This window comes from Acidovorax sp. Leaf73, assembly GCF_916855635.1.
In the GTDB taxonomy this organism is placed as follows: Bacteria; Pseudomonadota; Gammaproteobacteria; order Burkholderiales; family Burkholderiaceae_C; genus Acidovorax; species Acidovorax facilis.
This window is the reverse complement of record NZ_CAKASI010000004.1, coordinates 627,099-651,431: the sequence shown is the minus strand read 5'-3', so window position 1 is coordinate 651,431 and position 24,333 is coordinate 627,099. Positions and strand designations below refer to the sequence as shown.

Genomic DNA, 24,333 nt, shown 5'->3' with positions numbered 1-24,333 from the left:
AGCTAAAAATGGCCTGTAGCGCTTATCCAATGAGCGCATGCAGCTATCGATGTGATAGCTATTGGGGGAGGGGCAACCGCAGCACAAAGCACGCGCCACTCGCGCCATCCGGCCGGTCCTCGCAGTGCACCGTGCCGTTGTGGCGCCCTGCAATCGAGCGCACCAGCGCCAGCCCCAGGCCCACGCCCCCGGCGCGCTCGCTGGCGCCGGGCAAGCGGTAGAAGGGCTCGAAGATGCGTTCACGGTGGGTCACGGGCACGCCCGGACCCCGGTCGCACACGCGCACCTCGGCGTGACCCTGGCGGCGTTCGACCACCAGGGTGATCTCGCCGGTGCTGTAGCGCCGGGCGTTTTCCAGCAGGTTGCGGATGGCGCGGCGCAGAAGCTTGGGGATGCCGCGCACATCCACGGAGTCCGAACTCACGTCCAGATCGGCGTCCACGCGTGCACACTCTTCGGCGGCCAGACCGATCAGATCCACCAGCTCCACGGTACCCACATCGGCTTCGCGCGCATCCAGGCGGCTGGCCAGCAGGATCTCGTCCACCAGCTGGTCCAGCTCGGCAATGTTGCGCAGGATTTCCTCACGGAACGCGGGCGAGGGCTGCTGCCCGCCCATCAGCTCCAGCCCCATGCGGATGCGGGTGAGCGGTGAGCGCAGTTCGTGCGAGGCGTTGGCCAGCAGCGATTTGTGCGACTTGACCAGCGTTTCCACGCGCGCAGCGGCGGCGTTGAACTGGCGCGCGAGGTCGGCCACTTCGTCCTGCCCTTGCTCGGGCACACGCACCGACAGGTCGCCCTCGCCAAACTTTTGCACGCTGCGTTGCAGGGCTTCGAGCCGCAGCGTGAGGCGCCGGATGATGGGGTACACACCCACGGCCACGGCCAGGCCCACGATGCCCAGCAGCCACAAAAAGCCGAACGGTGGCCGGGTCCAGAACGCGGCGTCGCCCTGGTTCGGACCTCCGGGTCGGCCGCTCCGATCGCCGCGTGGCTGGCGAGGCGCCATCTGCAGCAGAAAGACCTGCCCGGTGTCCGATTGGATCTGGAATTCAATGCCTTCGCCCGGCTCGCTGGGCTGGCGCGTGGCCAGGCCCTTGAGCACCTGCGTGCCGTTGGGATCGCGCAGCACCATCTCGCGCGAGGGCGGCACGAACGGCTGGGCGTTCTGCGCCTTTTGTTCCTCGGCCATGCGCCAGGCCCAGCCCACGGTCAGCGTCAGCACCGCGATGCCGCCGACCACGGCCAGCCAGATGCGCAGGTACAGACGGCGGGAGAAGGGGGTGGAAAGGGACATTCAGCAAAAGTGGAGGTGCGCGCCGCAGCGGGGCCGCGCCCTACCGGTCAGTCTTGTTGTTTCGCAAAAACGTAGCCCACGCCACGCACCGTGAGGATGCGGCGCGGGTTCTTGGCGTCGGCCTCGATGGCGGCACGGATGCGGCCCATGTGCACGTCGATGGAGCGGTCAAACGCCTCCAGCTCGCGGCCGCGCACGGCCTCCATGATCTGGTCGCGCGTGAGCACCCGGCCCGCGCGCTCGGCCAGCGCCACCAGCAGGTCGAACTGGTAGGAGGTGAGGTCGGCCAGCTCGCCTGCCACGGTCACGGTGCGGGCGTCGCGGTCGATCTCCAGCGTGCCAAAACGCAGGACCTGCGTGGCCGCCGTTGCATTGCCGCCATCGGTGCGGCGGCGCAGGATGGCGCGGATGCGGGCCAGCAGCTCGCGCGGCTCAAACGGCTTGGGCAGGTAATCGTCGGCACCCAGCTCCAGGCCGATGATGCGGTCCATAGGGTCGCCCTTGGCGGTGAGCATGAGCACCGGCACCTGGGCCGCATGGCCTTGCAACGAGCGGATGCGCCGGCACACTTCCAGGCCGTCCATGTCGGGCAGCATGAGGTCCAGGATCACGAGGTCGGGCAGCGGCCCGGCGTCGGGCCCCTGCAGTTGCGCCAGGCCACTCTTGCCGTCCGCGCGGTGCGTGACCTGCAGGCCCGACTGGCCCAGGTACTCGCCCACCATCTGTGCGAGGCGGGCGTCGTCTTCGATCATCAGCAGTTGGGAACTCATGGGGGCAGTGTAGTAGCGGGTGGCTTCATGGTCGCCAAGGGCTGTCTCGGTGCGTTGTCGGCCATGTAAACCTCCCGTAAAGCCACCAAGCCCGTGCAGCCGTACGACCGCGGCCAGACTTGCCCTGCCGCGCGGTCCCGCCCGGGCCGCTTGTGTTGCACGCATGCCATGCGCAGGAGGCGCAGCTTCTTCTTGTGTGGGCACTGCTTTGCCCCTACGCTCGGAGCATGAATTCGCCCTTCCTTACGCCGGGATGCCACGGCGCCAGCCCGCCGTCCGCATGACGCTCCCGGAGCCTCGCCTTGCCCCGTCCGGGCGCGACGTCTCCGTGGCGATCGTGGAGGACGATCCGCGCACGCGGCGGCGGTTCGAGCACGCGCTGGCGCGGGCCGACCGCCTGTGGCTGGCCTACTCTGCGGGCACGGTGGGCGAGATGGTGGCTTGGCTGCGCGACAACCGTGTGGACGTGCTCCTCGTGGACCTCGGGTTGCCCGACGGGTCCGGCCTTCAGGTCATCAGCCATTGCCGCAAGCTGTCGCCCGGAACCGAGATCATGGTCATCAGCATGTTCGGCGACGAAGCCAACATGATGCGCGCCTTCGAAGCCGGCGCACGCGGCTACCTCCTCAAGGACGGGACCGAAGACGATCTCGCCGACCACGTCCTGAGCCTGAATGCCGGCGGATCGCCCATGACCCCCATCATCGCGCGCCAGTTGCTGACACGTCTGTCGCCCGCGCCAGCGACGACCAGTGCGCTTCCCGCCGATGCGACCTTGACGGCGCGGGAGCGGGATATCCTCGCCAAGCTTGCGCGCGGCTACACCTACGCCGAAACCGCAGAGATCCTGGGCATCTCGCCTTCCACGGTCCAATCGCATGTCAAGAACATCTACAGCAAGCTGGCGGTTCATTCAAAGACGGAGGCGATTCACGAGGCGCGGCAGCTGGGGCTTCTGTAGCAGGCTACCGGGCATGCCGCGGGAGGCGCCGCTGCGCGTGCTCTGGATTGCGGTGCTGTGGGTGCTTCTCTGCGGCACGGTGCAGGCCCAACCGGAGGTAGGGACGATTGCGCAGGCCCATGCGTACCTCGAACCCGATGGCGCCGAACCCTGGGCGGGGCTGGTGGCGCTTCCGCATCTCTGGGACAAGGCCTACCCCGGCAAGTCAGGGCGCGCGCGCTACCTGCTGACGCTTCCCCCCGTGCCGTCAGATGGAATCCTCAGGGGGGTCTATTTCCCCAGGGTGGGCAACCAGGTCGAAGTCTTCGTCGGCGGCGATCTGATTGCACACCGCGGCGTGCTGGGCGACGGCCGCACCGATGCGACCAAGGCGCCGCTGTGGGTGCCCGTGCCTGCGCGCCTGTTGTCACAAAGCGTCCCCACCGTGCTGGAGGTTCGTGTAGCCGTGCAAGCGGTGCGCTGGGGTGGACTGGCCGCACCGCGCTTCGGGCCTGAGGCCGTGCTTCAGCCGCAGTACCGCGAGCGCTATGTCTGGCGGCAGTGGGGCGCAGTGGCCGTGGTGTTTGCACTGGCCCTCACGGGCGTGATTGCCGCAGGGCTGTGGCACCTCAACCGGGAGCCGGTGTACGGCTATTTCGCGCTGTGCGCGCCGTTCGGGATGCTGCGCTTCGGCGACCGTCTGTGGAGCACCTCGCCCCTGGGATGGCCGGTGTGGGGTGGCATCGTGGCGTTCTCGCTGGCGGTGCACGTCCTGCTGCTGGTGCGCTTCTCGCTGGCTTTGATCGGCCTCGACGGGCTCGGGGCCCGGCGGGCGTTCTGGGTGCTGCTGCTCGCTGAAACCCTCCTGGTGTCAGCAGCTTTTGGCCTGTTCCAGCCGGAGTACTGGACCGCCGCCCTGGGATTGCTGTTCGTGCCTGCGGTTGGGGCCTATGTCATCGCTGCACGGGAAGCGATCGTGGCCCGCAAGCCCGAGGCCATCGCCTTCTGTATTGCCAGCTTCGTTCCCATAGGCGCGGGCCTGTACGACTTCCTGGAGATCCGCATCGCGACAGAAAGCGTGGGCCGCTCTTCGTACCTTCCTCTGGCGACCATGCTCTTCGTGCTCCTGATGGGCTGGCTCATCCTGGATCGTTATGCCCGCCAGGTGCGTGCATACCAGGCCCTGAGCAATTCCCTGGACGAGAAGGTGCGCCAGCGCGAGCGTGAGCTGGAGGTCAGCTACGCGCTCCTGCAGCAGGAGCATGAGCAGCACGCGGCCCTGCAGGAGCGCCAGCGCATCATGCGCGACATCCACGACGGCGTGGGATCGCAACTGGTGGGGCTGCTCAGCCTCATTGGCAAAGGCCGGTCCAGCCGGGCCGCGCTGCGTGAGCATGCCCACGCGGCGCTCGATGAACTGCGCATGGCCGTGGACGCCATGCAGCCGGTGGACGGTGACCTGGCCACCGTGCTGGCCACGCTGCGCTACCGGCTACAACCGCGGCTGGCTGCCTCGGGCATCTCGGTCGATTGGCAGGTGGACGAAGAACTGCCCACGCTGGACAGCCTCACACCGCACAGGGTGCTTCAGATCCAGCGCATCCTGCTGGAGGCATTCACCAACGTGCTGCGGCATGCGCAGGCCACCCGCGTACGGGTCAGCGCGCGCCAGCAGCCGGGGCCGGCACGCCAGCCCGATGATGAGTCGCCGTGTCTGGTACTGGAGATCGCCGACAACGGCATCGGCATGCCCGGCCCGGCTGCAGCCGGGGGCCAGGGGCTGGCCAACATGCGCGCACGCGCGCAGGCTATCGGCGCGCAGCTGGATGTCACGTCTGTGCCGGGCCAGGGGACGTGTGTGCGGATTGCGTTGCTGGGGGAGCCTGCACCCGCGATGCCAGCCACACCAGCACCAGCACCGGCAGCCCCAGCAGCGCCGTCGATGTGAAGAACTGCGCATAGCCAAACGCATTCACGTAGTCGCCCGAGAAACCCGCCACAAACTTGGGCAGCAGCAACATCATCGAGCTGAACAGTGCGTACTGCGTGGCCGAGTAACTCACGTTCGTCAGGCTCGATAGATAGGCAATGAATGCGGCCGACGCAATGCCACTGGCCAGGTTGTCGGCCGACACCACGGCAATCAGCGCCGTCAAGTCGTGTCCGTGGCCCGCCAGCCAGGCGAACAGCAGGTTGCTGGCCGCGCTCAGGATGGCGCCCAGCATCAGGATGCGCATCACGCCAAACCGCATCGACAACACGCCGCCCACAAAGGCGCCGGCCAGCGTCATGATCACGCCGTAGATCTTGGTCACGGCGGCGACCTCGTCCTTGGTGAAGCCCATGTCCACATAGAACGGGTTGGCCATGATGCCCATCACCACATCGCTGATGCGGTACACGGCGATGAGCGCCAGGATCAGCGCCGCGTGCCAGCCATAGCGGCGCAGAAAATCGGCAAAAGGCTCCACCATGGCGCTCTGGATCCACTCCGCCGCGTTGCGCGCAGGGGGCAGTTGCACGGGCGCGGGCTCGCGTGAGAACAGCACGGTGACCACGCCCACGGCCATCGAGGCCGCCATCACGAGGTACGCCACTTGCCACGCGCTGTTCTGGTAGGCCGCAGCGCCTTGTGCGATGGCTTGGCCCACGGCGGGCGCCACCTCGGAGCGTGCTGCAATCCACAACACGCCCGCTCCGGCCCAGATCATGGCCAGGCGGTAGCCCGTCTGGTACGACGCTGCCAGCGCCGCCTGGTGGTTGGCGTCGGCGGATTCGATGCGAAACGCATCGAGCGCGATGTCCTGCGTGGCCGAGCCAAATGCCACGGCCAACGCGCACCACACGATGGGCCCCAGGGTCTGGCGCGGGTCGGCCAGCGCCATGCCGATGAGCCCGGCCACGATCAGCGCCTGCGACAGCAGCAACCAACTGCGCCTGCGCCCCAGCGCGTGTGTGAGCAGCGGAATCGGCAGCCGGTCTACCAGTGGTGCCCACACCCACTTGAAGCCATAGGCCAGGCCCACCCAGCTCAGGTAGCCGATGGTGCTGCGGTCAATGCCCGCCTCGCGCAGGCGAAAGCTCAGCGTGCCCAGTACCAGCAGCAGTGGCAGCCCGGCCGAGAACCCGAGCGTAAGCATGCGCAGGCTGGCGGGCTCCAGGTACACGCGCAGGGTCTGCAGCCAGGGCGTGCGGTGCGGCTTTTCCGGGGTGAGGTTGGGGGCGGATGAAGTGGAGGTGTCTGACATGGGCGCGTGGAGGTTTTGTCTATCATCGCCGACACACCCTTGTAGCCAGCCTGTCGGCCTCCATCTGCGCGGCAGGCTTTGGTGTGTTGTGTGCCAGCGCCGCTCATTATTCCTTCTGGGATTGCCTTGTATGTGTCTTTTCTGCCCCGCTCCCTCTGTTGCGCCCTCGTCCCCGTGGTCGGCGCGCCGCGCCTTCCTGCTGGCGGCAGGCGCCAGCGCTGCGGCGCCAGTGCTCGCGCAGGTCGAGGTGGGCTCGGCATCCAGCCTGCGCAAGCTGGTGCCCGCTGAAACGCTGGAAAACTCCGCAGCCCAGCAGTACCAGCAGATGCTGCAGCAGGCCAAGGCCAAGCGCGCGCTGGCACCCAGCGACCACCCGCAGCTGCAGCGCCTGCACGCCATCGCCAAGCGGCTGATTCCGCACACCATGCCGTGGAACGACCGCGCCAAACAATGGCGCTGGGAGGTCAACCTCATCGGCAGTTCGCAGATCAACGCCTTCTGCATGCCCGGCGGCAAGATTGCGTTCTACACCGGCATCCTGGACCAACTCAAGCTCACCGACGATGAGACCGCCATGATCATGGGCCACGAAATGGCCCACGCGCTGCGCGAACATGCGAGAGAGCGCATCGCCAAGACACAGGGCACCAACCTGGCGCTGCGCCTGGGCTCGCAGCTGCTGGGGCTTGGCGACCTGGGCCAGGCGGCGGCGGGGCTGGGTGGGCAGCTGCTCACGCTGCAGTTCAGCCGCTCGGACGAGACCGATGCCGACCTGGTGGGGCTGGAGCTGGCCGCCCGCGCAGGCTACCAGCCCTCGGCCGCCGTAAGCCTGTGGCAGAAGATGGGCAACGCCAGCGGCAGCAAGCAGGGCGGGCTGGCGTTTTTGTCGACACACCCTTCAGGCCCCGCGCGCATCCGTGAGCTGGAGGTGAATGTGCCCAAAGTGCAGGGCCTGTACGAGGCGGCGCGGCGCAACGGGTAGTCGTGGACGGCGGGTGGGTGGCAGAGGCGCGCCATCGAAAGGTGTCTGGGAATCCTGATGCTACTGTTTTAATAGCTGTTAGCGCTTGATGAGTAAGCGATAGCGGCCAATTTGACTAAGAATTTGGCTGCCGTGGAGCTATCCCACGCTCACCCGGTTGCGGCCCGCGTTCTTGCTTTGGTACAGCGCCTTGTCGGCGCGTGCAATGGCAGCTTGCAGGTCTTCGGCGCTGTGCACCTGGGCCACGCCAAACGACATGGTCAGCGCAATGGGCGCCTGGCCCACGTCCAGCGGCGTTTGCTCGATGGCGGCGCGGATGCGTTCGGCGGTGGCACAGGCGGCGTCCAGCGTGCTGGCGGGCATCAGCGCCAAAAACTCCTCGCCGCCCCAACGCGCCAGCACGTCCCCTTCGCGCAGGTTGGCGGCCAGCACATTGGCCATGGCCACCAGTACCTCGTCACCCACGGCGTGGCCGTATTGGTCGTTGATCCGTTTGAACAAGTCCACATCACACAGCAGCAGGGTGACTGGCGCACCGTCGCGCTGGCTGCGCGCCAGCGCGTTGGTGGACAGGGCTTCGAAGTGGCTGCGGTTGGCCAGGCCGGTCAGCGGGTCGAGCGTGGCCTGCTTGCGCAAGCGGGCCTCCGCGATCAGGATCGTGCGGCGGTAAAAGGCCGACAGCGCGGCCGACATGGCGAACACCAGACAGATGTGCACCCAGTTCACGATGTTGACGCTGCGGGCGGGCAGGGGGTCGAGCGGGCCCAGGTGGCTGCTCAGTGCATGCAGGCCCAGGTAGTACGCCAGCAACGCCAGCACCATCGGCGCGGCATACCCGCGCGTATTGGCAATCACGATGGCAGGAATGAACATCAGCAGGTAGTAGTGAAACCCGCTGTCCCAGCCGATGAGCAGCGATCCCAATGCCGAATGCCCCACCACCTCCAGCCAGATCAGCACCAGCCCGGCCACGTTGTAGCGTTTCTGTATGAGCCGGTATGCGCCCAGGTACATGCCGATGCTGATCACGTTGATGGCCGCCAGGGGCAGCGAGCCCAGCCACAGAAACAGCACGATGTAGCCGACATCAATGGCCGCTGCGGTCAGCGCCACCCGCTGCACCATGGCCCAGTAAGCCTTGCCCGCCAGGCTGGAGCCGCGCTGCGGTGCTAGGGGAGGGCGTGGCTTGAAGGTGGGGTTCATGGCGCGAAAGCGGGGCGGGGCGGATGGAGCCTGGGCAAGGGTGCCACAAGCTGCTTACAACACGATACATCGTAAGCATGCAGACCATCGGCGGTCCGCAGAACTGGCCGCTTTTGCAACGCATATCCGCCCCGGGCGGGCGCCTGGGTGGGGCGGGGCGACCTCCTAAAAGGAGAAAGTAGTAGTCAAATTTGCCGCTAGCGCTTGTCCATCAAGCGCTGGCAGCTATCAAAAAGATACTAATGAGGCGATGTGCAGCGAAGCGCTGCGGGACGTTTCTGAGGCTCTTCTGGCACGTCTCAGGTCCCGCCCACGTAGGGATTGCTCTGGCGCTCACGCCCGAAAGTGCTCTCGGGCCCATGCCCCGGGATGAACACCGTCTGGTTGCCCATGGGCCACAAGCGCTCTGTGATGCTGTCGATGAGCTGCTGGTGGTTGCCCTGCGGGAAATCCGTGCGGCCCATGCTGCCCGCAAACAGCACATCGCCCACAAACGCCCGGTCGATCTGCGGCGCGTGGAATACCACATGCCCGGGGGTGTGCCCGGGGCAGTGGCGCACGTTCAGGGTCTCGTTGCCGATCTGCACCGTGTCGCCATCGTGCAACCAGCGCGTGGGCGTGAAGTGCTGCGCGGGCGGAAACCCAAACATCGCACTTTGCTGCGGCAGGCCGTCAATCCAGAACTGGTCGCCCGGGTGGGGGCCAACGATGGGCAGCGAAAGCCGCTCTGCCAGCTCGCCCGTGCCGCCCGCGTGGTCGATGTGGGCGTGGGTGAGCCAGATCTGTTCGAGCGTGAGGTTAAGACGTTTTATTTCAGCGAGCAGCACCTCCAGGTCGCCGCCGGGGTCGATCACGGCGGCTTTGTGGGTGGCGTCGCACCAGACGAGGGAGCAGTTTTGCTGGAACGCGGTGACGGGGATGGTGAGGTAGTGGAGCATGGTGGGTGAGGTGGTGGCGTGTATTTTTGCAGGCCTGGCGCACGGCGGCCGGGAGAGGCTCAAGCCCGTGCCAGCCGATCGACGAGGAAATTCACCAGCACGCGCACGCGCAGCGGCATGTGCCGGTTGGCGGGATACAGCAGGGAAAACGGGCGAGAGGCACCGGCATGGGCGGGCAGCACCTCCCGCAAGGCGCCGCTGTGCAGATCGGCCTCCACAATGAACCGGTAGGTCTGCAGCAGCCCTGCGCCTGCACGCGCCAGGGTCACGGGACCCAGGATGTCGTCGGCGCAGCGCAGGTGGCCTTGGGTGGGCACCTCCACATCGCGCCCGGCGGCGTCGCGCAGTATCCATGGCACCGCTTGGCCGCTGCTGGGCAGCACAAACTGGATGCATTCGTGCGCCGCCAGGTCGGCGATGGCATGCGGTGTGCCGCAACGCGCCAGGTACGCCGGGGCGGCGACCACCACCAGGGCGGCGTCCTCCAGCTTGCGCGCCACCAGCCCCGAGTCGATGGGGGCTCGACCGCGCACGGCCAGGTCAAAGCCTTCTTCGGTGAAGTCCACGTTGCGGTTGCTCAATTGCAGCTCCAGCTCCACGTCGGGGTAGGCCTGCGCAAATGCGGGCAGCAGGGGCAGGATGCGGCAGTGCCCGTAGGAGGTGGGCAGGCTGAAGCGCACGAGGCCTGCCGGGCTTTGCTGTTGGCCCGACAGCTCGCGTTCTGCCTCGGCCAGCTGGCCCAGCGCCTGGCGGCATTGCTCGTAGTAGCGCTTGCCTGCGTCGGTCAGCCGCACCTGGCGCGTGGTGCGCTGGAACAGCCGCACGCCCAGGCGCGCCTCCATGCGCGCCACCGATCGGCTCACGGCTGCCGCCGTCAGCCCGGCCGCCTGGGCGGCGGCCGTGAAGCTTTGCCACTGCGCGGTCAGGCAGAACAGTTCGATGCTGCCCAGCTTCAGGTCGTCAAATTGGCGCGCCATGTTCTGTTTATTACTTGATGTAATCAGTGAAATTCCTGAAGCCTAGTTTATTGCTGTTTGCATCCTCAATACCATCGCTTCATCTTTCCACCACGCTCCAAAGGCAACCCCATGAAGCTGTACTTTTCTCCCGCCGCCTGCTCCCTGTCGCCCCACATCCTGTTGCGCGAATGTGGCCTCACTTTCGACCTGGAGAAGGTCGATACCGAGCGCCACCGCACGGCAGATGGGCGCGATTTTTATGCCATCAACCCCAAAGGCCAGGTGCCTGTGCTGGAGCTGGCGGACGGCTCCCGCCTCACCGAAGGCCCGGTCATTGCGCAGTACATCGCCGACCAGGCCCAGGCCACGCAGCTCATGCCCGCAGCCGGTACGCTGGCGCGCTACCGGGTGATGGAGTGGCAGAACTACGTGAGCACCGAGCTGCACAAGTCCTTCACGCCCTTGTTCCACGCCGGGCTGGACGACAACGCCAAGGCCACGCTGGCCGCTCTGCTGCGCAAGAAGATGGACTGGCTGGACGCGCAGCTGCAGCACGGCCCCTACCTGACGGGCGAGCACTTCACGGCGGCCGATGCCTACCTTTTTGTGGTGCTGGGTTGGGCCAAGTTCGTGAAGCTGGACATCAGCGACCTGGCCCATCTGCAGGCTTTCCTGCGCCGCGTGGCCGCGCGCCCCGCCGTGCAGGCCGCGATGCGGGCCGAAGGGTTGCTGGGCTGAGAGGCCATTGCTTCATTCCAAGGAAAATAGCCATGCCTTACATCAACATCAAAGTGACCCGTGAAGGCGTCAGCAGTGCGCAAAAAGCGGCGCTGATCCAAGGCGCCACCGATTTGCTGGTGCGCGTTCTGAACAAGGAGCCCGCCACCACCTTTGTCGTGATCGACGAGGTCGAGACCGACAACTGGGGCGTGGCCGGTGAAACGGTGACCGTGCGCCGCCAGCGCGCTCGCGCCGCCGCCGACGGGAGCGCGCCATGAGTGACCCGCGCTTTGACGCAGTCGCCGCCGTGCTGCAGGAATATTTCGACGGCCTGTGCCACAGCGATACGCAGCGCCTGCGCCGCGTGTTCCACCCGCAGGCGGTCTATGCCTGCGCCACGGCCGAGCCTGCGGTGATCCTGCGCATGGAGGAATATTTCCCCATCGTGGACCAGCGCCCCTCGCCCGCCAGCCGGGGCGAGACGGTGCAGGAGCGCATCCTGTCCATCGAGTTTGCCGGGCCGGTGACGGCTTTGGCCAGGGTGGAATGCGCCATCCTGCCCAAGCACTTCACCGACCTGCTGACCCTGATCCACGTGGACGGGCGCTGGCAGATCATTGCCAAGGTGTTTCACTACGAGCTGGATCGCTGAGGCGGCGGTGCGCGCAAGCCGGTGGGCGAGTTCCTCTTCTCGGAAGGACTCATTGATTGATAGCTTCTAGCGCTTGTCAGATAAGCGCTAGAGCCCAATTTGGCTAAAAGACCGGCAGCAGGCACCACCTGCGGTGGGCCCGCCTCACAGGTTGGTTGCCGCGACCACTTCCGACATGTCGGTCAGCCCCTGCAGCACCTTCTCGATGCCGTCCTGGCGCAGGGTCAGCATGCCGGCGGCCAGTGCCGAGTGGCGGATGTCCGAGGCGGGGGCGCGGTGGCGGATGTGCTGGCGAATGGTCTCGTCGCTCATCATCAGCTCATGGATGCCCAGCCGGCCGTGGTAACCATGGCCTTCGCACTTCGTGCAGCCCACATGGCGCCACAGGCGCAGCTCGCCCTGTGCGCCGCCGTGCTGCTGGCGCCAGCGCGCCACCTGTGCCTCGCGGGCCTCGGGGGAGTTGTTGGTGCCGCTGTCCAGGTACTGCGATGCCAGGCCCAGCAGCGTGTCGTGGTCGGCCACACGTGGCTCGCGGCAGGCTGTGCACAGGCGGCGCACCAGGCGCTGGGCCAGGATGGCGAGCAGCGAATCGGAGAAGTTGAACGGGTCCAGGCCAATCTCCAGCAGCCGCGCAATGCTCTCGGGCGCCGAGTTGGTGTGCAGGGTGGACAGCACCAAGTGCCCCGTCAGCGAGGCCTCGATGGCGATGCGCGCGGTTTCCTCGTCGCGCATCTCGCCGATCATGATCACGTCGGGGTCGGCCCGCAAAAAAGTGCGCATGGCGGCGGCAAAGGTCCAGCCGATGCGCGGGTTCACTTGCACCTGGCGCAGGCCCTCCTGCGTGATCTCGATGGGGTCTTCGGCCGTCCAGATCTTGCGGCCTGCGGTGTTGATGTCGCGCACCACCGAATGCAGCGTGGTCGTCTTGCCGCAGCCCGTAGGGCCGCACACCAGCACCAGGCCATAACTTTTTTGCACCACGGAGCGCAGCGCCAGCAGGTTGGGCTGGCTCAGGCCGATGTTCTCCAGCGGCAGGGGCTTGGCACCCGCCAGCAGGCGCAGCACCACGTCTTCCAGTCCGCGCGAGGTGGGCACGGTAACCACACGCAGCTCCACCGGTGGGCCTCCGAAGCGCGCGAAGTCGATCTTGCCGTCCTGGGGCTTGCGGTGCTCGGAGATGTCCATGCCCGCCATGATCTTGATGCGCGCCACCATCGCAAAGCGGTAGCGCGCGGGCAGCTCCAGGTAGGGCGTGAGGTCGCCGTCGATGCGCAGGCGGATGCGCACGTTCTGCGGCGCGGGCTCGGTCTCGATGTGGATGTCGGACGCGCGGTGGTGAATGGCTTCGTCGATCACCGAGTTGATGAGCCGCACCAGGGTGTTGTCCGACTCGCTGATCACGTCGGCCTGCTCGGAGTCTGCGTCCGGGACGGTGCTGCCCAGGTTGGCGGCCAGCTCGCGCGAGGTGGCGCGGGCAGCGGTGGTGGCGTCGGCGCCGCCAGACTGGGTGCGGTAGGCGCGGTGAATGGCGGGCATCAGCGTGCCTGGCGCGGCCTGCAGCGGAATGAGCCGCCGCTGCGTGAGAAACCGCAGTTCGTCCAGCAGCACGCGATCGAGCGGGTCGGCCATCAGCAGCACCAGCGCGTCATCGCGCGCAATCAACGGCAGCACCGATTCACGCTCTGCCATCGCCCGGGGCACCATGGCCAGGGCCGCCGGATCGGGGGTGATGTCGCCGGGGTGCACGGTGTAGTCGCCCAACCACGCGGCAATAACCTGGCGCAACTGCTCCTGGGTCAAGACACCGTCATCCACCAGGATCTGCCCTATCAGCCGGTTCTGCCCGGCGCTGCGCTCCTGCTGCTGGGCATGCAGGCCGTCTTGCAGGGCCGACGGGGACAACATGCCGGCGTGGATCAGCGCCTCACCCAGGTGCCGCGCCTTGCCGACGGTGGGATGGGGGGCGGAGAGCTGTTTCCACAAGGATTCCGCATTGGGAGGGCGGAATCCGTGGGCGGGGAGGGAGGGGGGAACAGCGGTGTCGGTCATCAAGGGTCAGGAGCGGGCATCGTCAAAGGCTGAAGTCATAGTCCACCGTGATGGGAGCGTGATCTGAGAACTTTTCACCTTTGTAGATGGATTCAGCACGTGCCAGCGCCGCGAGCGCGGGGGTGGCCAGGTGGTAGTCCAGCCGCCAACCCACGTTGTTGGCATACGCCTGCCCCCGGTTGCTCCACCATGTGTAGGCGGTGTCTGTGGCGGTAGGTTGTAACTGACGGTAAACGTCTATGATGCCGCCGCCCTCATCAGTTGTGTGCAACAGTTTTGTCATCCAGGCCCGTTCTTCGGGTAAAAAACCACTGTTTTTCTGGTTGCTGCGCCAGTTTTTGAGGTCGATTTGCTGGTGCGCAATGTTGATGTCGCCGCACAGAATGAAGTCACGTTCGCGCTTGACTTTCATCAGGTGGGGATGGATCTCAGCCAGGAACCGGAACTTGGCCTGCTGGCGTTCTTCGCCCGAGGAACCACTCGGAAAGTAAGCGCTGATGATCGACAGCTTGCGGGCCGGTGTGTCAAAACGCAGCTCCACATATCGGCCTTCTGTATCGAATTCCGCTGACCCATAGCCAATGACTACATCAGAGGGTTCGTGCCGGGTATAGATGCCCACGCCGGAATAGCCCTTTTTTTTGGCATAGTGGAAGTGGCCCTGCAGGCCCGCCATGCGCTCGAACCGGTTGGCCATGTCGGCAGCCTGGGCCTTCACTTCCTGTACACAAATACAATCCGGCCGCGTGGCTGCCATCCAGCTTTCCACGCCTTTGCTGGTGGCCGAGCGGATGCCATTGAGATTGAGGCTGGTTAACTTGAACAAGGAATTCCCCATGGTGGATGTTGGCGCGCAAACCTCTGAACAGGGCCAGCTGGCGCAGGATTTTGTACGTTTTGCCGTCGAATCTGGCGTGCTGCGGTTTGGCGAATTCAAGACCAAGGCGGGGCGCCTGAGCCCGTATTTCTTCAACGCAGGGCTGTTCGACGATGGCCGCAAGATCGGGCGGCTCGCGGAATTCTATGCAAAAGCCCTGCTGGCCAGCGGCATCGAATTCGACATGGTGTTTGGCCCTGCCTACAAGGGCATTCCGCTGGCCGCTACCGTGGCCGTGGAGCTGGCGCGCCTGGGCCGCAACGTGCCCTTTGCCTACAACCGCAAGGAGGCCAAGGACCACGGCGAGGGCGGCACGCTGGTGGGCGCACCCCTCAAAGGCCGGGTGCTGATCGTGGACGACGTGATGTCGGCTGGCACCGCCGCCCGCGAGTCCATCGCCATCATCCGCGCTGCGGGTGCCACGCCGCATGCGGTTGCAATTGCGCTGGACCGCCAGGAAAAAGCCACGGAGAATGGCCAGGACGTGGACCACAGCGCCGTGCAGTACGTGCGCGAGCAACTGGGCATGCAGGTGTGTGCCATTGCCCGGTTGGCAGACTTATTGCTGTATCTCTCCCAAAACGGGGAAGAGGGGATGCGCTCGCATCACGAAAAGGTGCTGGCCTATCGCCAGCGGTACGGTGTTAACGAAGGGTAGACCATTTGAGCAAGTCGGCGTGGATCATGGGCGGGGTGATGCTGCTCACCTTGGGCGCAGAGCTGGCCTCGGCACAGTCCCAGGGTGCGACGGGCGGTATTTACACGTGCGTGGACCGCAACGGCCGTCGGCTGACGGCCGACCGGCCCATCCCGGAATGCCTGGACCGCGAGCAGCGCGAACTCAGCCCTTCGGGCATCACGCGCCGCCAGATTGGCCCCTCGCTCACCGAGCTGGAGCGCGCAGCCCAGGATGCCCAGAACCGCAAGGATGCCGAAGAGCGCGCCCGTGTGGTGGAAGAGCGCCGCCGCGAACGCGTGCTGGTGGCTCGCTACCCCGACAAGGCCGCCCACGATGTGGAACGCGCTGCGGCCATCCAGATGGTGGATGACGTGACGGCCACCGCAGAAAAGCGAACGCTGGAGCTGAAGGCGGAGCGCAAGAAGCTCGATGTGGAGATGGAGTTCTACAAGAAGGACCCCAACAAGGCCCCCATGACGCTGCGCCGCAAGATCGCTGAGATTGACGACAGCCTGGCCGAGCAGCAGCGCTTCATCGCGGGGCAAGACCAGGAAAAGCGCCGCGTGCATGCGCGGTTTGACACCGAGCTGTCGCAGTTGCGCAAGCTGTGGGATGCGCAGCGTGTGCCCCCCTCCGCAGCGTCTGCTGTCGCGGCGCCCGCTGCCAGCGCGGTGCCTGCGGGCGGCAGCCGATAACCCACCGAGTTAGGGTAGCAGCGGACCAGAGAACGCGCCGCATCGCTGCCTCGGATGGACAGCATAAAAGCAAAGGGGCCGAAAGGCCCCTTTGCTTTTGCGGCAGCTTCAACAGCCTTGCGCTCAGTCCGCCAGTTTGGCGCGCAGCAGTTCGTTGACCTGCGTCGGATTGGCCTTGCCCTTGCTGGCTTTCATGACCTGGCCGACCAGCGCGTTGAAGGCCTTGTCCTTGCCCGCGCGGAACTGCGCCACGTTGTCGGGGTTGGCGGCAATCACTTCGTCGATGATCTTCTCCAGCGCGCCGGAGTCGTTCATCTGCTTGAGTCCCTTGGATTCGATGACGGCATCCACGTCGTTCGACTCTCCGGTCCACAGCGCATCAAACACTTGCTTGGCGGCGTTGTTGGAGATCGTGCCGTCGGCAATGCGGCCGATCAATGCGGCCAGCTGCGCTGCAGTTACAGGAGCTTGCTCGATACCGGTCTCCGCCATGTTCAGGCGGCGCGACACCTCTCCCATGATCCAGTTGCTGGCCAGCTTGGGCTGGCTGCAGGCTTTGGCGGCCGCTTCAAAGTACGCCGCCATGGCCTTGCTCTGCGTGAGCGTGGTGGCGTCGTACTCGGGCAGGCCATAGTCCGCCACAAAACGTGCGGCCATGGTACGAGGCAATTCGGCCATTTGCGCCCGTTCCTCCTGCACCCACTGCTCTGAAATGTGTAGTGGAGGCAGGTCGGGGTCTGGGAAGTAGCGGTAGTCCGCCGCATCTTCCTTGGTCCGCATCGCGCGCGTTTCGCCCGTGTCCGGGTCGAACAGCACGGTGGCCTGCTGGATCGCGTGGCCGTCCTCGATCTGCTCGATCTGCCAGCGGATTTCGTAGTCGATGGCCTGCTGCATGAACTTGAACGAGTTCAGGTTCTTGATCTCGCGTCGCGTGCCCAATTCGGCGCCGGGCTTGCGCACCGACACGTTGGCGTCGCAGCGGAAGCTGCCTTCCTGCATGTTGCCGTCGCAGATGCCGATCCAGGTGACGATCTTGTGCAGCTCCTTCGCGTAGGCCACGGCCTCTTCGGACGAGCGCATGTCGGGCTCCGTCACGATCTCCAGGAGCGGTGTGCCCGCGCGGTTCAGGTCGATACCACTCTGGCCGATGAAGTCTTCATGCAAGGACTTTCCTGCGTCTTCTTCGAGGTGGGCGCGCACCAGGCGCACGGTCTTTTTCTCATCGCCCAGAAAGAATTCCACCTCACCGCCTTGCACCACCGGAATCTCGAACTGGCTGATCTGGTAGCCCTTGGGCAGGTCGGGGTAGAAGTAATTCTTGCGCGCAAAAATGCTCACTGGCGCAATGTGGGAGCCCAGTGCCAGTCCTAATTTGATAGCGCAGGCCACGGCCTCGCGGTTCATCACGGGCAGGGTGCCCGGCAGGGCCAGGTCCACCGCGCAGGCTTGCGTGTTGGGCTCGGCGCCAAAGGCGGTGGGCGCGCGGCTGAAAATTTTGCTCTGGGTTGCGAGCTGGGTGTGGGTTTCGAAGCCGATGACAACTTCGTAGCCATGGATCAGTTTGGCGGTCATGTCAGAAGCCCTCCGGACGGCGGAGGTGGAAGTCGGTGGCTTGCTGCAGGCGGTGCGCAGCGTTCAGGAGGCGGGCTTCCTGGAAGTAGTTGCCCAGCAACTGCAGGCCCACTGGCATGCCGCCCTCGCCAAAACCGGCGGGCACGCTCATGCCGGGCAGCCCGGCCAGCGAGCCGGGCAGGGTGAAGATGTCGGCCAGGTAGTCGGCCAGCGGGTCGTTGCCATGGTCGCCCAGCTTCCAGGCCACCGTGGGGGCCACGGGGCCGGCGATCACGTCGCAGCTCTTGAAGGCATTCTGGAAGTCGTCGGCGATCATGCGGCGGATCTTCTGTGCCTGCAGGTAATAGGCGTCGTAGTAGCCGTGCGAGAGCACATAGGCGCCGATCATGATGCGGCGCTTGACCTCGTCGCCAAAACCTTCGGCGCGGGTCTTCTTGTACATGTCCACCAGATCGGTGTAGTCCTTGGCGCGATGGCCGAACTTCACGCCGTCAAAGCGGGAGAGGTTGGACGATGCTTCGGCCGGAGCAATGATGTAGTAGACCGGAATGGACAGCTGCGTGCGGGGCAGGCTGATGGGCACGAGCTTGGCGCCGAGCTTCTCGTATTCCTTCAGGGCACCATCTACGGCGGCGCGCACATCGGGCGCCAGGCCTTCTCCAAAGAACTCGGCGGGGATGCCGATGCGCAGGCCATCGATGCTGTCGTTGAGCTTGGCGCTGAAGTTTTCGGCAGGCACATCGAGCGACGTGGAGTCGCGGTCCGGGTCGGGGCCGCACATGGCGGACAGCAGCAGCGCGCAGTCTTCGGCCGAGCGGGCCATGGGGCCGGCCTGGTCGAGGCTGGATGCAAACGCGATCATGCCGTAGCGGCTGGCGCGCCCATAGGTGGGCTTGATGCCGGTAATGCCGCAGAACGAGGCGGGCTGGCGGATGGAGCCGCCGGTGTCGGTGCCGGTGACGGCCGGGGCCAGGCGTGCGGCCACGGCCACGGCGCTGCCGCCGGACGAGCCGCCCGGGATGCGGTCGGTGGCCCAGGGGTTGCGCACGGGGGCGGGGGCATCAAAGCCCACGGGGGCGACGGCCGAGTTTTCGTTGGCCGAGCCCATGGCGAACTCGTCGCAGTTGAGCTTGCCCAGCGTCACAGCGCCAGCATCGGCCAGCTTGGTGACCACGGTGGCGTCAAAGGGCGACTGGTAGCCCGCGAGCATCTTGGAGCCGGCGGTGCTGGGGAAATCCTTGGTGACAAAGATGTCCTTGTGCGCAATCGGCACGCCCGCCAGCGGGCCGGCGGTGCCTGCGGCGATGGCGGCGTCTTGCGCGCGGGCCTGGGCCAGGGTGATGTCCGGGTTCACGGCCACGTAGGCGCCCAGGTTCTGGTGGGCCTGTGCGCGGGCTAGGAAATGCTGGGCGGCCTCGACGGCCGAGACGCGGCGCTCGCGCAGCTCGGTGGCCAGCTGGGCCACGCCCAGGTCATGCAATGCGGTGGAAGTCATGCGGCGGGGCTCTTACTCGATCACTTTGGGCACGAGGAACAGGCCTCGTTCGACAGCGGGGGCGCTTTGCTGGTTGGCTTCGCGCTGGTTGGGCTCGCTGGCCAGGTCTTCGCGCAGGCGCAGCTGCACGTCCTGGATGGCGGCCACGGGGTGGGCCAGGGGCGTGACGCCCGAGGTATCCACAGCCCGCATCTGTTCCACGATGTCAAAGAAACCATTGAGCTGCGTGAGCATGCGCTCACTTTCGGAAGGTGTCAGCTCAAGCCGCGCCAAGTTGGCAATGCGGCCGATGTCCTGGGGGGTCAGTGCCATAGGGAGGAGAATCTAGAGAAACCAGAAGTAAAGCTGTGATCCGGTGCTCGCCGGAGGGAGTTATTCACAGGGGATGGGGTATTATCCCGGCTTTGCCGCAAAGCTCCCGGAATGGGAGTCAATTGCGTGAAAAAAGCCAATAAACACCCCTGAAATACCTGGCGATGGCAGGCCGACGCGCATGCCGTGCCCGAGAGGACTTTTGAATGTTCGGAGCTTTCCGTCGGTACTTCTCCACCGACCTTGCCATTGACCTTGGCACAGCCAACACCCTCATCTTCGCCCGCGACAAAGGTATCGTTCTTGATGAACCTTCCGTCGTTGCCATCCGCCACGAAGGTGGCCCCCACGGCAAGAAAGTCATCCAGGCCGTAGGTCGTGAAGCCAAGGCCATGTTGGGCAAGGTGCCCGGCAACATCGAAGCCATCCGGCCCATGAAGGATGGCGTGATCGCCGACTTCGTGATCACCGAGCAGATGATCAAGCAGTTCATCAAGATGGTGCACCCGCGCACGCTGTTCACCCCCAGCCCGCGCATCATCATCTGTGTGCCCTGCGGCTCCACCCAGGTCGAGCGCCGCGCCATCAAGGACGCGGCCGAGGCTGCGGGCGCCACGGCGGTGTACCTGATCGAAGAACCCATGGCTGCTGGCATCGGCGCTGGTCTGCCCGTCTCGGAAGCCTCGGGCTCCATGGTCGTGGACATCGGTGGCGGCACCACCGAAGTGGGCGTGATCTCGCTGGGCGGCATGGTCTACAAGGGCAGCGTCCGCGTGGGCGGTGACAAGTTTGACGAGGCCATCATCAGCTACATCCGCCGCAACTACGGCATGTTGATTGGCGAGCCCACGGCCGAAGCCATCAAGAAGAACATCGGCTCGGCTTTCCCGGGCTCCGAAGTGCGCGAGATGGAAGTCAAGGGCCGCAACCTCAGCGAGGGCGTGCCACGCAGCTTCACCATTTCGTCCAACGAAGTGCTGGAAGCCCTGACCGACCCGCTCAACCAGATCGTCTCGGCCGTGAAGAACGCGCTGGAACAAACCCCCCCTGAGCTGGGCGCCGACATTGCCGACCGGGGCATGATGCTGACCGGCGGCGGCGCTCTGCTGCGCGACCTGGACCGCCTGCTGGCCGAGGAAACCGGCCTGCCTGTGCTGGTAGCCGAAGACCCGCTGACCTGCGTGGTGCGCGGCTGCGGCATTGCCCTGGAGCGCATGGACCGCCTGGGCAGCATTTTCACGAGCGAGTAAGCCAGCGGGCCTGTATGCTGCAGGCACTTTTTTCGCTCTGAATTGCATGACTGCACCTGCTCCAATGCTTGTTTCTGAGCACCCGCCCGTGGATGTGTCTCCACGGTGCCGACCCTGACCGCTGCGCACCATGCCCCTGGGTACTCTGGAGCGCAGCGCTCCCCCTTTCTTCAAACAGGGCCCTTCGGCCCTGTCGCGTTTGGCTGTGTTCAGCGCGCTGGCGCTTTTCCTCATGGTGGCCGATGCACGCTTTCAGATCACCGGCCCCTTCCGTCAGGCCGTGGCCACGGTGCTGTACCCCGTGCAGTGGCTCATGCTGCAGCCCGTGGAATTCGCCAGCCACGGGCGCAGCTATTTCCAGTCGCTGCAAACCGCGCAGGATGACCTGGATGCCGCCCGCAAGAAAATGACCGTGATGGGCCAGCGGGCCAACCAGGCAGATCAGCTGGCGATGGAAAACCAGCGGCTGCGCAAACTGCTGGAGCTGCGCGACCGGCTGCAGACACCCGCCCAGGCGGCCGAGGTGATCTACGACACGGCCGACCCCTACACGCGCCGCGTGGTGCTGGACCGGGGCCAGATGGGTGGCGTGGAACTGGGCGCCCCCGTGATGGATGAAGCCGGTGTGCTGGGCCAGGTCACCCGCGTGTTCCCGCTGGTCAGCGAAGTCACCTTGCTGGTAGACCGCGATCAGGCGATTCCGGTGCTGAACATCCGTACCGGTGTGCGCGGCGTGGCCTATGGCGACCCGGTGGCGGGCCATGGCGGTGGCATGGAGCTGCGCTTCATGCCCGCCAATGCAGACATTCGCGAGGACGACCTGCTGACCACCAGCGGTGTGGACGGTCTGTACCCGCCCGGCCTGCCTGTGGCGCGCGTGGTGCGGGTGGAGCGCCGTGCCGACTCTGCGTTTGCGCGCATCTATTGCATACCGCTCGCCCAGGTGCAGGGCGCGCGCCATGTGGTGGTGCTCAAGCCGCTGGCCGACAATGAACTGGCGCGTCCCGAACCCGCCCCGGCTGTCCCCGCCAACAAGCGCGGAGGCCGCAAGTGAGCCACCGCTTGACCCCACAAGGAGGCCCACGATGATCATGCCGCGTGGTGAGCCCCTGCTGATGCCGGTGAACCCGGTCTTCATCTGGGCCAGCTTGGCTGTGGGCCTGGCCATCAACATGCTGCCGCTGGGCCGCATCGTCTGGACGCCCGATGTGCTTATGGTGCTGCTGGTCTTCTGGGGCGTGCACCAGCCGCTGCGCATCGGCATGGGGGTAGCGTTCCTGCTGGGCCTGTGCATGGACGTGAGCCAGTCGGCGCTGCTAGGCCAGCATGCGCTGTCCTATACCGTGCTGTCGTTTGGCGCGATTGCCATCCACCGCCGCCTGCTGTGGTTCAGCGTGCCGTCGCAGGCCTTGCAGGTGTTGCCCCTGTTTGCCCTCGCCCACGCGATCGAGCTCTTGCTGCGGATGGCGTCCGGGGGCATATTCCCGGGGCTGTGGAGTTTTCTCGCACCGGTGCTGGAGGCCCTGCTGTGGCCCCTGGCCAGCTGGGTGCTTCTGGCACCGCAGCGCCGCCCGCCCGACCGCGACCAGAACCGGCCTCTGTAGCCCATCATGCCTTTCTTGATGCCCGCGCATTTCGCCAGCGTTCCGCCTTGGCCCCTGGGGGTTGAGCCTTGGCTTGCGCGCGCCCGAATGGGAGGGTGGGCGTGACTGAGGTGCGCAGCAGCGAAGCCGATGCTTCGCGCTTTCGGGTGCGGGCACTGGTCATCGGCGCCCTGGTGTTTTTTGCGTTCTGCCTCATTGCTGCCCGGCTGGTGTATCTGCAGGTGGTCCGGCACGAAGACCTGGCGGCGCAGGCCGAGAGCAACCGCACGGCGGTGGTGCCCATCGTGCCCAACCGGGGGCTCATCCTGGACCGCAACGGCGTGGTGCTGGCCACCAACTATTCGGCCTACACACTGGAGATCACGCCCTCGCGCGTCGGGGTGCTGGACGAGACCATCGACGAGCTGTCCAAGGTGGTGGAAATCCAGAGCCGTGACCGGCGCCGCTTCAAGCGGCTCATGGAAGAGTCGCGCAACTTCGAGTCCCTCCCCATCCGCACGCGGCTGACCGACCAGGAAGTGGCGCGGTTCACCGCACAGCGCTACCGTTTTCCGGGCGTGGACATCAAGGCACGGCTGTTTCGCAACTACCCGCTGGGTGACGTGGCCAGCCATGCCATCGGCTACATCGGCCGCATCAACCAGACGGAGAAGGCGCGCATCCAGGACTCCGAAGACGAGGCCAACTACCGGGGCACCGAATACATCGGCAAGCTGGGCATCGAGCAGAGCTTCGAGTCAGCCCTGCACGGCGCCACCGGGGTCGAGCAGATGGAAACTTCGGCCGGGGGGCGGGCGGTGCGCAAGCTCTCCAGCCACGCGGCCACGCCCGGCGACAGCGTGATGCTGTCGATCGACATCAAGCTGCAAAAGCTCATTGAAGACATGTACGGCAACCGCCGGGGCGCGTTGGTGGCCATCGACCCGCGCAACGGCGAGATCCTGGCGCTGGTGAGCAAGCCCACGTTCGATCCCAATCTGTTCGTCGAAGGCATCGACGTGGAGAACTGGACCGCGCTCAACGAATCCATCGACAAGCCCCTGCTCAACCGCGCCATGCGCGGCACCTACCCGCCGGGCTCCACCTACAAGCCTTTCATGGCGCTGGCCGCGCTGCAGCTGGGCAAGCGCTCGCCCAGCATGGTGGTCAACGACCCGGGCTTTTATACCTTCGGCGGCCACACCTTCCGCAGCCACGAGGGCGGGCTGGGCGGGGTGGACATGCATCGCGCCATCCAGCAGTCGAGCAACACGTATTTCTATTCGCTGGCGGTGGAGATGGGTGTCGATGCGATCCATGACTTCATGAAGCCGCTGGGCTTTGGACAGTCCACGGGCATCGACCTCAATGGCGAAGTGCGCGGCACCTTGCCCAGCACCGAGTGGAAGCGCAATGCCTACAAGCGCCCCGAGATGAAACGCTGGTTCCCCGGCGAAACCGTGTCGCTGGGCATTGGCCAGGGCTACAACAACTTCACGATGCTGCAGCTGGCGCTGGCGCAGGCCACGCTGGCCAATGGCGGTATTCGCTACCGGCCGCACATGGCCAAGGCGGTGAAAAACGCGGTCACGGGCGCCGTCACCGAGATCAGCCAGCCGCCGGGAGTGGATCTGGGTTTTTTGCCGAAGAACGTGGACATCGTGCGCAACGCCATGGTGGCGGTGAACAAGGGCGGCACCGGCACGCGCGTGTTTGCCGGGGCGCCCTACACCTCGGGCGGCAAGACCGGCACAGCCCAGGCGGTGACGATGGGCCAGAACGTCAAATACAACGCCAAGGCGCTGGAAGAACACCAGCGTGACCACTCGCTGTTTGCCGCCTTTGCTCCTGCCGAAAACCCCACCATCGTGATTGCGGCCATCGTGGAAAACGCCGGTTTCGGCGCTGCGCACGCCGCCCCCATCGCGCGCCGGGTGTTTGACTACTGGCTGCTGGGCGACTATCCCAACGAGGAAGACATGGCGGCTGTGCAAAAAGGCCTGGCCTCGGCCCCGATCGGCAAGCCCCGCAAAGCGGTCGATGTGCCGCTGATTGCGCCATAGTTTGCTATATAAATAATAGCTGTTTGCGCTTTGTGGATAAGCGCTAGAG

The 24,333-nt window shown here is 65.7% G+C and carries 23 protein-coding genes; 12 read left to right on the top strand and 11 right to left on the bottom strand.

Features of this window, described 5'->3' with window-relative positions; genetic code table 11:
* Window positions 1–58: 58 nt before the first annotated feature.
* Together LPA35_RS16315 and LPA35_RS16310 are read right to left on the bottom strand one after the other, a co-directional pair.
* Window positions 59–1,297 (bottom strand): ATP-binding protein, encoded by a 1,239-nt coding sequence (locus LPA35_RS16315; protein WP_228897664.1) that lies wholly within the window; start codon window positions 1,295–1,297, stop codon window positions 59–61.
* 47 nt (window positions 1,298–1,344) lie between these two features.
* Window positions 1,345–2,067: a response regulator transcription factor gene (locus LPA35_RS16310; RefSeq protein ID WP_055401574.1), complete on the bottom strand. Its 723-nt coding sequence runs from the start codon at window positions 2,065–2,067 to the stop codon at window positions 1,345–1,347.
* Between the two features lie 280 nt (window positions 2,068–2,347).
* Here LPA35_RS16310 and LPA35_RS16305 point away from each other — a divergent pair, with 280 nt between their 5' ends.
* Together LPA35_RS16305 and LPA35_RS16300 are read left to right on the top strand one after the other, a co-directional pair.
* A complete protein-coding gene (locus LPA35_RS16305) occupies window positions 2,348–3,028 on the top strand; it encodes a response regulator transcription factor (protein ID WP_228897663.1) in 681 nt (226 codons plus the stop codon).
* A gap of 13 nt (window positions 3,029–3,041) precedes the next feature.
* Window positions 3,042–4,955 (top strand): sensor histidine kinase, encoded by a 1,914-nt coding sequence (locus LPA35_RS16300; RefSeq protein WP_228897662.1) that lies wholly within the window; start codon window positions 3,042–3,044, stop codon window positions 4,953–4,955.
* Here LPA35_RS16300 and LPA35_RS16295 read toward each other — a convergent pair.
* Entirely contained in the window at window positions 4,837–6,255 is a 1,419-nt protein-coding gene (locus LPA35_RS16295; protein ID WP_228897661.1) for an MFS transporter, read from the bottom strand. The genes LPA35_RS16300 and LPA35_RS16295 overlap by 119 nt on opposite strands.
* A gap of 130 nt (window positions 6,256–6,385) precedes the next feature.
* Between LPA35_RS16295 and LPA35_RS16290 the strand changes: the two genes are divergently transcribed.
* Window positions 6,386–7,237, top strand: coding sequence for a M48 family metallopeptidase (locus LPA35_RS16290; RefSeq protein WP_055401567.1), 852 nt, complete (start codon window positions 6,386–6,388; stop codon window positions 7,235–7,237).
* A gap of 138 nt (window positions 7,238–7,375) precedes the next feature.
* On the opposite strand, the gene LPA35_RS16285 is transcribed toward LPA35_RS16290, so the two are convergent.
* The 3 genes from LPA35_RS16285 to LPA35_RS16275 all read right to left on the bottom strand — a co-directional run bounded on the left by LPA35_RS16285 (window position 7,376) and on the right by LPA35_RS16275 (window position 10,355).
* On the bottom strand, window positions 7,376–8,440 hold the full coding sequence (locus tag LPA35_RS16285) for a GGDEF domain-containing protein (protein ID WP_228897660.1): 1,065 nt from the start codon (window positions 8,438–8,440) through the stop codon (window positions 7,376–7,378).
* A gap of 299 nt (window positions 8,441–8,739) precedes the next feature.
* Window positions 8,740–9,378 (bottom strand): MBL fold metallo-hydrolase, encoded by a 639-nt coding sequence (locus tag LPA35_RS16280; protein ID WP_228897659.1) that lies wholly within the window; start codon window positions 9,376–9,378, stop codon window positions 8,740–8,742.
* Window positions 9,379–9,437: 59 nt separating this feature from the next.
* Window positions 9,438–10,355, bottom strand: coding sequence for a LysR family transcriptional regulator (locus LPA35_RS16275; RefSeq protein WP_228897658.1), 918 nt, complete (start codon window positions 10,353–10,355; stop codon window positions 9,438–9,440).
* 111 nt (window positions 10,356–10,466) lie between these two features.
* Here LPA35_RS16275 and gstA point away from each other — a divergent pair, with 111 nt between their 5' ends.
* The 3 genes from gstA to LPA35_RS16260 are packed head-to-tail and all read left to right on the top strand — an operon-like array spanning window position 10,467 to window position 11,709.
* Window positions 10,467–11,075: a glutathione transferase GstA gene (gene gstA, locus LPA35_RS16270; protein WP_218301239.1), complete on the top strand. Its 609-nt coding sequence runs from the start codon at window positions 10,467–10,469 to the stop codon at window positions 11,073–11,075.
* Between the two features lie 32 nt (window positions 11,076–11,107).
* The gene (locus LPA35_RS16265) at window positions 11,108–11,335 is read left to right on the top strand and encodes a 4-oxalocrotonate tautomerase family protein (RefSeq protein WP_121421962.1); all 228 of its coding nucleotides are present in this window, start codon (window positions 11,108–11,110) and stop codon (window positions 11,333–11,335) included.
* Window positions 11,332–11,709 carry a nuclear transport factor 2 family protein gene (locus tag LPA35_RS16260; RefSeq protein WP_055400737.1) on the top strand — a complete coding sequence of 126 codons (378 nt, stop codon included), beginning with the start codon at window positions 11,332–11,334 and terminating at the stop codon, window positions 11,707–11,709. Before LPA35_RS16265 ends, LPA35_RS16260 begins: the two co-directional genes overlap by 4 nt.
* A 144-nt stretch (window positions 11,710–11,853) precedes the next feature.
* Here the strand turns inward: LPA35_RS16260 and LPA35_RS16255 are convergent, their stop codons facing one another.
* Complete coding sequence (locus LPA35_RS16255) at window positions 11,854–13,692, bottom strand: GspE/PulE family protein (protein WP_228897657.1); 1,839 nt, start codon at window positions 13,690–13,692, stop codon at window positions 11,854–11,856.
* 88 nt (window positions 13,693–13,780) lie between these two features.
* Window positions 13,781–14,584, bottom strand: coding sequence for an exodeoxyribonuclease III (locus tag LPA35_RS16250; RefSeq protein ID WP_228897656.1), 804 nt, complete (start codon window positions 14,582–14,584; stop codon window positions 13,781–13,783).
* A gap of 10 nt (window positions 14,585–14,594) precedes the next feature.
* Between LPA35_RS16250 and pyrE the strand changes: the two genes are divergently transcribed.
* Together pyrE and LPA35_RS16240 are read left to right on the top strand one after the other, a co-directional pair.
* Window positions 14,595–15,293 carry an orotate phosphoribosyltransferase gene (gene pyrE, locus LPA35_RS16245; protein WP_055394401.1) on the top strand — a complete coding sequence of 233 codons (699 nt, stop codon included), beginning with the start codon at window positions 14,595–14,597 and terminating at the stop codon, window positions 15,291–15,293.
* Window positions 15,294–15,298: 5 nt separating this feature from the next.
* Window positions 15,299–16,009 (top strand): DUF4124 domain-containing protein, encoded by a 711-nt coding sequence (locus LPA35_RS16240; RefSeq protein WP_121421966.1) that lies wholly within the window; start codon window positions 15,299–15,301, stop codon window positions 16,007–16,009.
* Window positions 16,010–16,132: 123 nt separating this feature from the next.
* On the opposite strand, the gene gatB is transcribed toward LPA35_RS16240, so the two are convergent.
* Genes gatB through gatC form a run of 3 tightly spaced genes read right to left on the bottom strand, consistent with a single transcriptional unit; the run spans window position 16,133 to window position 19,388 of the window.
* Window positions 16,133–17,581, bottom strand: a complete 1,449-nt coding sequence (gene gatB / locus LPA35_RS16235) for an Asp-tRNA(Asn)/Glu-tRNA(Gln) amidotransferase subunit GatB (protein WP_228897655.1) — start codon at window positions 17,579–17,581, stop codon at window positions 16,133–16,135.
* A gap of 1 nt (window position 17,582) precedes the next feature.
* Window positions 17,583–19,076, bottom strand: coding sequence for an Asp-tRNA(Asn)/Glu-tRNA(Gln) amidotransferase subunit GatA (gene gatA / locus LPA35_RS16230; protein WP_228897654.1), 1,494 nt, complete (start codon window positions 19,074–19,076; stop codon window positions 17,583–17,585).
* A gap of 12 nt (window positions 19,077–19,088) precedes the next feature.
* Complete coding sequence (gene gatC, locus LPA35_RS16225; RefSeq protein ID WP_055394393.1) at window positions 19,089–19,388, bottom strand: Asp-tRNA(Asn)/Glu-tRNA(Gln) amidotransferase subunit GatC; 300 nt, start codon at window positions 19,386–19,388, stop codon at window positions 19,089–19,091.
* 206 nt (window positions 19,389–19,594) lie between these two features.
* On the opposite strand from gatC, the gene LPA35_RS16220 reads away from it, so the two are divergent.
* The 4 genes from LPA35_RS16220 to mrdA all read left to right on the top strand — a co-directional run bounded on the left by LPA35_RS16220 (window position 19,595) and on the right by mrdA (window position 24,284).
* Complete coding sequence (locus LPA35_RS16220; RefSeq protein ID WP_005798130.1) at window positions 19,595–20,638, top strand: rod shape-determining protein; 1,044 nt, start codon at window positions 19,595–19,597, stop codon at window positions 20,636–20,638.
* A gap of 130 nt (window positions 20,639–20,768) precedes the next feature.
* Window positions 20,769–21,692 (top strand): rod shape-determining protein MreC, encoded by a 924-nt coding sequence (mreC, locus tag LPA35_RS16215; RefSeq protein ID WP_055394389.1) that lies wholly within the window; start codon window positions 20,769–20,771, stop codon window positions 21,690–21,692.
* Window positions 21,693–21,723: 31 nt separating this feature from the next.
* Window positions 21,724–22,242, top strand: a complete 519-nt coding sequence (mreD, locus tag LPA35_RS16210) for a rod shape-determining protein MreD (protein ID WP_055394387.1) — start codon at window positions 21,724–21,726, stop codon at window positions 22,240–22,242.
* A gap of 101 nt (window positions 22,243–22,343) precedes the next feature.
* The gene (gene mrdA / locus LPA35_RS16205; protein ID WP_228897653.1) at window positions 22,344–24,284 is read left to right on the top strand and encodes a penicillin-binding protein 2; all 1,941 of its coding nucleotides are present in this window, start codon (window positions 22,344–22,346) and stop codon (window positions 24,282–24,284) included.
* The last annotated feature ends 49 nt before the right edge of the window (window positions 24,285–24,333 follow it).

Bases quoted from the DNA above. Each gene is read 5' to 3' on its own strand.
- LPA35_RS16260 (WP_055400737.1), top strand. From the start codon at position 11,332: ATGAGTGACCCGCGCTTTGACGCAGTCGCCGCCGTGCTGCAGGAATAT.
- gatA (WP_228897654.1), bottom strand. From the start codon at position 19,076: ATGACTTCCACCGCATTGCATGACCTGGGCGTGGCCCAGCTGGCCACC.
- LPA35_RS16285 (WP_228897660.1), bottom strand. From the start codon at position 8,440: ATGAACCCCACCTTCAAGCCACGCCCTCCCCTAGCACCGCAGCGCGGC.
- LPA35_RS16300 (WP_228897662.1), top strand. From the start codon at position 3,042: ATGCCGCGGGAGGCGCCGCTGCGCGTGCTCTGGATTGCGGTGCTGTGG.
- LPA35_RS16265 (WP_121421962.1), top strand. From the start codon at position 11,108: ATGCCTTACATCAACATCAAAGTGACCCGTGAAGGCGTCAGCAGTGCG.
- LPA35_RS16295 (WP_228897661.1), bottom strand. From the start codon at position 6,255: ATGTCAGACACCTCCACTTCATCCGCCCCCAACCTCACCCCGGAAAAG.
- mreC (WP_055394389.1), top strand. From the start codon at position 20,769: ATGCCCCTGGGTACTCTGGAGCGCAGCGCTCCCCCTTTCTTCAAACAG.
- gatC (WP_055394393.1), bottom strand. From the start codon at position 19,388: ATGGCACTGACCCCCCAGGACATCGGCCGCATTGCCAACTTGGCGCGG.
- LPA35_RS16305 (WP_228897663.1), top strand. From the start codon at position 2,348: ATGACGCTCCCGGAGCCTCGCCTTGCCCCGTCCGGGCGCGACGTCTCC.
- mreD (WP_055394387.1), top strand. From the start codon at position 21,724: ATGATCATGCCGCGTGGTGAGCCCCTGCTGATGCCGGTGAACCCGGTC.
- pyrE (WP_055394401.1), top strand. From the start codon at position 14,595: ATGGTGGATGTTGGCGCGCAAACCTCTGAACAGGGCCAGCTGGCGCAG.
- gatB (WP_228897655.1), bottom strand. From the start codon at position 17,581: ATGACCGCCAAACTGATCCATGGCTACGAAGTTGTCATCGGCTTCGAA.
- LPA35_RS16290 (WP_055401567.1), top strand. From the start codon at position 6,386: ATGTGTCTTTTCTGCCCCGCTCCCTCTGTTGCGCCCTCGTCCCCGTGG.
- LPA35_RS16275 (WP_228897658.1), bottom strand. From the start codon at position 10,355: ATGGCGCGCCAATTTGACGACCTGAAGCTGGGCAGCATCGAACTGTTC.
- LPA35_RS16220 (WP_005798130.1), top strand. From the start codon at position 19,595: ATGTTCGGAGCTTTCCGTCGGTACTTCTCCACCGACCTTGCCATTGAC.
- LPA35_RS16280 (WP_228897659.1), bottom strand. From the start codon at position 9,378: ATGCTCCACTACCTCACCATCCCCGTCACCGCGTTCCAGCAAAACTGC.
- LPA35_RS16310 (WP_055401574.1), bottom strand. From the start codon at position 2,067: ATGAGTTCCCAACTGCTGATGATCGAAGACGACGCCCGCCTCGCACAG.
- LPA35_RS16315 (WP_228897664.1), bottom strand. From the start codon at position 1,297: ATGTCCCTTTCCACCCCCTTCTCCCGCCGTCTGTACCTGCGCATCTGG.
- gstA (WP_218301239.1), top strand. From the start codon at position 10,467: ATGAAGCTGTACTTTTCTCCCGCCGCCTGCTCCCTGTCGCCCCACATC.